Annotated in this window: 5 protein-coding genes and 2 pseudogenes; 3 read left to right on the top strand and 4 right to left on the bottom strand. The window is 45.4% G+C overall.

From position 1 onward, the window contains the following. Positions 1–281: 281 nt before the first annotated feature. A pseudogene (locus FDX11_RS09750) lies at positions 282–425 on the bottom strand (DinI-like family protein); the annotation flags it as partial. A 269-nt stretch (positions 426–694) separates the two neighbouring features. Between FDX11_RS09750 and FDX11_RS09745 the strand changes: the two are divergent. After that, entirely contained in the window at positions 695–2,254 is a 1,560-nt protein-coding gene (locus FDX11_RS09745; protein ID WP_137397834.1) for an EAL domain-containing protein, read from the top strand. Positions 2,255–2,263: 9 nt separating this feature from the next. Next, positions 2,264–2,471, top strand: a pseudogene (locus FDX11_RS09740) (LexA family transcriptional regulator); the annotation flags it as partial. 171 nt (positions 2,472–2,642) lie between these two features. On the opposite strand, the gene potB reads toward FDX11_RS09740, so the two are convergent. After that, positions 2,643–3,506, bottom strand: a complete 864-nt coding sequence (gene potB / locus FDX11_RS09735; protein WP_137397833.1) for a spermidine/putrescine ABC transporter permease PotB — start codon at positions 3,504–3,506, stop codon at positions 2,643–2,645. After that, positions 3,490–4,626 carry a spermidine/putrescine ABC transporter ATP-binding protein PotA gene (gene potA, locus FDX11_RS09730; RefSeq protein WP_038639864.1) on the bottom strand — a complete coding sequence of 379 codons (1,137 nt, stop codon included), beginning with the start codon at positions 4,624–4,626 and terminating at the stop codon, positions 3,490–3,492. The genes potB and potA overlap by 17 nt, the downstream gene beginning before the upstream one ends. 250 nt (positions 4,627–4,876) lie before the next feature. Between potA and pepT the strand changes: the two genes are divergently transcribed. Beyond that, entirely contained in the window at positions 4,877–6,103 is a 1,227-nt protein-coding gene (gene pepT, locus FDX11_RS09725; protein ID WP_137349604.1) for a peptidase T, read from the top strand. Positions 6,104–6,207: 104 nt separating this feature from the next. Here pepT and roxA read toward each other — a convergent pair whose 3' ends face one another. Continuing rightward, entirely contained in the window at positions 6,208–7,329 is a 1,122-nt protein-coding gene (gene roxA / locus FDX11_RS09720; protein WP_042309081.1) for a [50S ribosomal protein L16]-arginine 3-hydroxylase, read from the bottom strand. Positions 7,330–7,356 lie beyond the last annotated feature (27 nt).

Genomic DNA, 7,356 nt, shown 5'->3' with positions numbered 1-7,356 from the left:
GTGTCTGTTAAACCCGTGGCGATTCAGTCCAGCGTTATAGCCATTCGAGGGAGGATAGCAAATAAGTTGCAAGGTGTCTGTAACAACCTCCAAAGTAACATGCTGGGTTTTTATACTTTGTTAAGTAGAGCTGAAATAATTACGTTATGGTATTACTGTTTACTGCCGCTCCGTTAAAATGCACATTAGGTATAATTAATGAAATTCTAATTATACCTAATGTTATTAATTTTGATTGGGCTTAAGTAAGAAAATGCATACAAGGATATGCTGTAAACACGTTACTCACTTACTATCCATGTGTCTGCCTCTTCAAACATTTCCTGAACAGTACGGCTTATCTGTTCTTTCTCATGCTTGCTGGCGTCTGTGTTGATCACCGGCAGTACCATCATCGGTTTAATCCAAGTACCAGTATCGGGAAAGGGGGCAGTTTCACACTTATGTCCCTTAGAATTACATCTTTTACATTAGACATATAAATATAAGATGAAATGCCACTTATTTGGTTAAAATGCAAACATAAATCTAACTTGGATATGGTTTTACGTTATTTTATAATGTTTTTTTCTAATAAAAAACATAAAGAAATAATTGTTTTAGCCGATAATCTGTTTCAACTGTATGTATTTGTTTCACGACAGATAGTAGAATGTATGTTGTCACATAGGGTCAGGCATATAAAGAGGTCGGTGTGAAGAATAACCACAATTTAAAACAAATCAAGCCTTATGTGATATCAATCACGTTTTCATTTTTTATTTTTTTCTCATTATCTGAGATTTCAATGTATTATATATACAAGGAGAAGATTGCATCATATACAGAACGAGTTTTGAATAGAAGCGTTAGTCTCATTCAACAAATTGATAAAATAAATGATAATTATGAAATATTTAATGCTTATAGTCCTTGTAGTGAACTACAACTTCATGCTCTAAGAGTGGCCTTATGGCCATATGCTCTTATAAAAGATATATCATTGATTTCAAATGGTGCAGTCATATGTAGTGCTTTATGGGGAGTGTTGCCAGCGCCATTGCTTCTCAATATCTATGATAGAAAAGTTGAAAAGGACAATGTAACTTGGTTTTTTGGTGTGTTACTGGAAAATAATGTAAAAGCTGATTTGCTAAGCAATCAAAAATTAGCTATAACGATTTCACCATTTGCATTTAATAGATTTGTTACAGACCATGAAGAGAAGGGGTTTTCTGCAATTGTAGGTGACAGAGATCATTCGCTTCATTTGTTCAAATTTGGTGAGCAGGTTGATCTTCTTGAAGAGGCTCAGCATGATAAATCCTACCAACTAGGACTTATTACCACGCAAAGCTGTAATAAAAATAATAATATCTGTGTCATGGGGGGAGTTAAATTTCCGTGGATGAGTTTCGATAGTTGGTTAATGATGTTATTGATTGCCTTTACATCTATTGTAACCGGTGTTCTTCTGGGGGGGAGGTATAATCAAAGAGTTGCACGCAAGCAATCATTAGTTTCAAGATTAAAAAATGCCATAAAAAGTGAATCATTATATCTTGTGTATCAACCTATTTATAAAATAAAAACCGGAAAGATTATTGGTGTGGAAGCACTAATTAGATGGGATGATTATGATATTGGTAGTATCCCCCCTGATATTTTTATCCCTATTGCAGAGAAGCATGATTTAACCCATGAAATAAGTGATTTTGTATTTCGAAGGGTAGTAAAAGAAACCATGTCTATTTCTGAGGAATTTAATATTATTATAAGCATTAATGTTAGTTCTCAAGACCTTCTGTCGGAATCATTTCAAAGCAAAGTGTTTCAGATGATTGATGAATTAAATATAAAACCTGGTATGATAATGATGGAGTTAACAGAGAGGCAGAGTGCGGAAATAAATTCTCTCCAAAAGGTAATTTCTTTATTTAATAATAAGGGTATATCAATAGCTATTGATGATTTCGGTACTGGCTATTCAAATTTAAACTGGTTATCAAATTTACAAATAGATGAGGTTAAAATTGATAAGTCAATTACGGATTCTATTGGTGAACTCTCTGTAAATAACAATGTCTTATCAGGATTGATGGAGATTTTTAAAGATATAACTCACAAAGTCGTTTTCGAAGGTGTCGAGACTTCAACTCAGGTGAAATATTTAACTGAAATGTTCCCTGAGTGCTGTGTCCAAGGCTGGTATTACTCGAAGCCACTCTCTATTGATAAATTGACAAAATTAATTAATGATGTCAATGAGTGTTAAAATGTATTTTCCTGCGAAGGTTCACTGCTGACATGCCCGATCGACGGGGAATTCAGGAGCAAGCGTTACCGAACACATCCTCAACCACATCTGATTAATCCGGGGACCGGAAGCTCTGCCAGAAGATGGTGATGGCTACAATTCTTCACACGCAATATTCGGAGTGATCACGTACATCATTAATGATGCCAGGAAAGCGGAGTTTGATGACTGGTGATGTGAGAATCCGCAGATGCCATCGTAGGCAAATATCATCAGCAGGATAATTAGCGAAAAATTATTCTCCAAAACTCATGTGCAACTACATGATTTTACAGAGTTTGGCATGCAGTTTACTTGTAGGTAAAAAGCATGCCAAAAAGCAAGTTAACCTATTGAATAATATAAACTAACTGTCTATGTCGCTAACCTTCTTGTTCAGCAAGCGGGAGGCGCGCCAGTAAACCAGCAGCATCAGCCCCATCACGATAGTCAGCGTTATGCTGGTAGCTGCGCCAAACGGCCAGTCGCGAATGTTCAGGAACTGCACTTTAATCACGTTACCAATTAACAGGTTTTTCGCCCCACCCATTAAATCGGAAACGTAAAACAGCCCCATTGCCGGCAGCATAACCAGCAGACATCCAGCGATAATTCCCGGCATCGTCAGCGGAATAATGATGCGGGTAAAGGTCTGAAGTTTGCTGGCGCCTAAATCGCGTGCGGCTTCCAGCAGCGGTTTGTCGAGTTTCTCAATGCTGGAATAGAGCGGCATCACCATAAACGGTAGCAGGATGTACACCAGGCCGATGATCACCGCGCTGGGGGTAAACATGATGCGAATGGGGGTATCAATAATGCCGATCCACAACAGAAATTCGTTGAGATAGCCCTTGGTGCTGAGGAAAATTTTGAGTCCGTAAATGCGAATAAGCGAGTTGGTCCAGAACGGAACAATCAGCAGGAACAGCAGCAGCGGGCGCACTTTTTCCGGCAGCTTTACCAAAAACCAGGCAAACGGATAGCCCAGTACCAGACAGGCGAGCGTGGCAATCAACGCCATATTGAGGGAGTGAACCAGTACCTCAAAATAGAGCGGATCCAGCAGGCGAGTATAGTTTTCCAGCGTAAAGACCATTTTGACGAAATTAGCGTCGTCACGGGTCAAAAAGCTGGTGCCGATGATCATCAGGTTGGGCAGAAAGACAAATAACACAAGCCAACCGACAATGGTGACGATCACCACACTCTGGAATTTACTTGTGTTCTTCATCAGCCAGTACGACCTCCCAGCTTTCTACCCAGTTAATCGCCATTTTCTGGTCGAGCGAGTGGTCGAAGTCAGGGTCGTCTTCATTGAAGAATTCACTGACCATCACCATCTTGCCATTTTCCAGTTCCACAACCGACTCCAGCGTCATGCCTTTGTAGTTGCGTTCACGCACATAGCCGATAAGACCTTCAATATGATTATCGTCGTTGATCTCATCAACGCGCAGATCTTCCGGGCGTAATAATACGTGCAGTTTTTGTCCAGGCACCACCGCGAAGTTGACGTAAATGTTGCATTCGCGACCTTCCACATTAGCACGAACGCGCTGATCGTCCAGACGCTCAATGACCGTCGCGTTAAACATATTAATCTCGCCGATAAACCCGGCGACAAACAGATTTTTCGGCTCTTCGTAGATTTCGCGCGGCGTACCATCTTGCTCAATCTTGCCATCGCGCATCACCACGATACGGTCTGACATGGTCAGCGCTTCTTCCTGGTCGTGCGTGACAAAAACAAAAGTGATACCAAGCTTACGTTGCAGCGCTTTCAGTTCGTTCTGCATCTGTTTGCGCAGTTTGTAGTCCAGCGCAGAGAGGGATTCATCCAACAGGAGCAAACGAGGTTTGTTGACCACCGCACGGGCAATCGCCACGCGCTGTTGCTGCCCACCAGAAAGTTGATGCGGCTTTCGTTGGGCGAATTCTTCCAGTTGTACCATGCGCAGGGCTTCGGTAACGCGAGGAGGGATATCAGCAGCGGGTGTTTTCTGCATGCGTAAACCGAAGGCCACATTTTCAAACACGGTCATGTGGGGAAATAACGCATAGCTTTGGAAGACGGTGTTCACGTAGCGATTTTCCGCCGGAACGTGAGTGATGTCCTGGTTGTCCAATATGATATGACCGGAATCAACCGTTTCCAGACCGGCAATCAGGCGAAGAACGGTTGTTTTACCGCAGCCAGAGGGGCCGAGCAGCGTGAGAAACTCGCCGTTTTTAATGGTCAAATCCAGGCTGGAAATCACCTCTTTGCCATCGAAACTTTTGCGAATTCCCGCTAATTGCACCAGTGGAGAAAGCGAACGCGGTTGTTTATTCAATTTTTTACTCTGTCCCATGTAAACGCAACGGATGGCTGACCGATGCGGGGTTTGTGGTTAACCACCTTGATGACTCTTAATGAGGGCCGTTATTCTACGGCAAACCATGGTAATCGCCAATCCTTGTTGCGAATTACTGACTTAGCCCTATAGTCAGAGGGGATGTCATGGCGAAATATTCTTACTTGCGGGGATAAAAGTGACCTGACGCAATATTTGTCTTTTGTTGCTTATTGATAATGTTGTCACAAAAAGTGAGGGTGACTGCATGGATAAACTACTTGAGCGTTTTTTACACTACGTGTCGCTGGACACCCAATCAAAATCGGGCGTGCGGCAAGTACCCAGCACCGAAGGACAGTGGAAGTTATTACAACTGCTCAAACAACAGCTCGAAGAGATGGGGCTGGTCAATATTTCACTCAGCGAAAAGGGGACGCTGATGGCAACGTTGCCTGCTAACGTTGCTGGCAATATTCCCGCTATCGGTTTTATTTCCCATGTGGATACCTCACCGGATTGCAGTGGTAAAAACGTTAATCCGCAAATTGTTGAAAACTACCGCGGGGGCGATATCGCGTTAGGTATTGGCGATGAAGTTCTGTCGCCGGTGATGTTCCCGGTACTGCATCAGCTTTTGGGCCAGACGCTAATCACTACAGACGGCAAAACATTGCTGGGTGCCGATGATAAAGCGGGCATCGCAGAAATCATGACCGCGCTGGCTGTGCTAATCCAAAAAGAGATTCCGCACGGTGATATTCGCGTGGCCTTTACGCCGGACGAAGAGGTCGGTAAAGGGGCGAAGCATTTTGACGTTGCGGCATTCGATGCGCAGTGGGCCTATACCGTTGATGGCGGTGGCGTAGGGGAGCTGGAGTTTGAAAACTTCAACGCCGCGTCGGTGAATATCAAAATTGTCGGCAACAATGTGCATCCCGGTACCGCAAAAGGGGTGATGGTGAATGCGCTGTCGCTGGCGGCGCGTATTCACGCTGAGGTTCCGGCAGATGAAAGCCCGGAAACGACGGAAGGCTATGAAGGCTTTTATCACCTCGCGAGCATGAAAGGGACGGTTGATCGGGCGGATATGCACTACATCATCCGGGATTTTGACCGCAAGCAGTTTGAGGCGCGTAAACGCAAGATCATGGATATCGCCAAGAAGGTTGGCAAAGGGTTACACCCGGACTGCTATATCGAACTGGTGATCGAAGACAGCTACTACAATATGCGCGAAAAAGTGGTTGAGCATCCGCACGTGCTGGATATTGCCCAGAAGGCGATGCGTGATTGCGATATTGAACCTGTGCTGAAGCCTATTCGTGGCGGAACCGACGGCGCGCAGCTGTCGTTTATGGGGTTACCGTGTCCTAATCTGTTCACCGGCGGCTACAACTATCATGGCAAACATGAATTTGTGACCCTGGAAGGGATGGAAAAAGCGGTGCAGGTAATTGTGCGTATTGCGCAGTTAACCGCGAAGCAGCAGTAAATTTCTCGGTAGATGCCGGATGGCGCTTCGCCATCCGGCCTGGAATATTTCATTCGGGTAGGCCTGATAAGACGCGTTAGCATCGCATCAGGCACAATTACACATTATCCTTCGAAGAACCAATACCCGCTATTAACCAATGCGGCCAGCATGGCAAGGAAGGATGGATCTTCCAGCGCATCCTCAAAATTCTCGGCCGTCAGTACGATATGGCTGGCAAGGGCTTCAAGGGCAGGACGATGCGGCGAGTCAATTTTCTCACCATTGGCGTAGATATCATCGCCGATGCGCAATACACGCAATCCACCCAGACGCACTAATACATCCCCTTGCTTCAGGGCGTCGTAGATTTCGTCAGGCTGATACGGTGGCTCTGGCGGGGCAATATCCAGTTCATGACGAGACTGAGAAATAAACTCACCAAACCATTGTTGGAAATGTTCAGGTTGATTAATCAGCCCCAGCATCATTTCGCGCAGCTTGTCCATCTCCTGCGGTAGAACGTCAGCCGGATGATCGCGGGGCGGCAGATCCGGATCGCTGTAATATGTGCTGCCCAGTTCACGCTGTAAAACGTAATCGGCAAATCCGCTGATTAGCTCGCGAGTGTTTGGCGCACGGAAGCCCACCGAATAGTTCATGGCGTTTTCCAGCGCGTAGCCTTCGTGTGGGAACCCTGGCGGAATATACAGAATATCGCCGGGTTCCAGCTCTTCATCAATGATGGCTTCAAACGGGTCGACCTGCAGCAGATCCGGGTGAGGGCAGTGCTGCTTCAACTGTAGTTTTTCGCCCACGCGCCAGCGGCGGCGTCCGGTTCCCTGAATAATAAACACATCGTACTGATCCAAATGCGGGCCAACGCCGCCTCCGGGTACGGAGAAGGAGATCATCAGATCATCGATACGCCAGTCCGGCAGCTCGCGAAACGGACGCATCAGCGCCGCGGTTGGCTCATGCCAGTGATTGACCGCCTGTACCAGCAGCGACCAGTTGTTTTCGCCAAGATGGTCATAGCTTTCGAATGGACCGTGGTTAACCTGCCATTTACCGTCCTGATGGCTGACGAGTCGGCTGTCGACTTCGCTTTCCATTGCCAGTCCAGCCAGTTCGTCAGGAGAGAGTGGATCAATAAAGTTGTTAAACCCGCGTTTTAAGACCACAGGACGTTTTTGCCAGTGGCGTTCCAGAAAATCGGGCCAGTTAAGTGTGAGTTGGTATTCCATAATGAGCATCCCGCAGGCTGGTATCTG

Source organism: Citrobacter sp. wls714, from assembly GCF_005281025.1.
Taxonomy (GTDB): Bacteria; Pseudomonadota; Gammaproteobacteria; order Enterobacterales; family Enterobacteriaceae; genus Citrobacter; species Citrobacter werkmanii.
The sequence above is the reverse complement of the archived record's forward strand: the minus strand, read 5'-3'. Positions and strand labels throughout refer to the sequence as shown.

Bases quoted from the DNA above. Each gene is read 5' to 3' on its own strand.
- potB (WP_137397833.1), bottom strand. From the start codon at position 3,506: ATGAAGAACACAAGTAAATTCCAGAGTGTGGTGATCGTCACCATTGTC.
- potA (WP_038639864.1), bottom strand. From the start codon at position 4,626: ATGGGACAGAGTAAAAAATTGAATAAACAACCGCGTTCGCTTTCTCCA.
- pepT (WP_137349604.1), top strand. From the start codon at position 4,877: ATGGATAAACTACTTGAGCGTTTTTTACACTACGTGTCGCTGGACACC.
- roxA (WP_042309081.1), bottom strand. From the start codon at position 7,329: ATGGAATACCAACTCACACTTAACTGGCCCGATTTTCTGGAACGCCAC.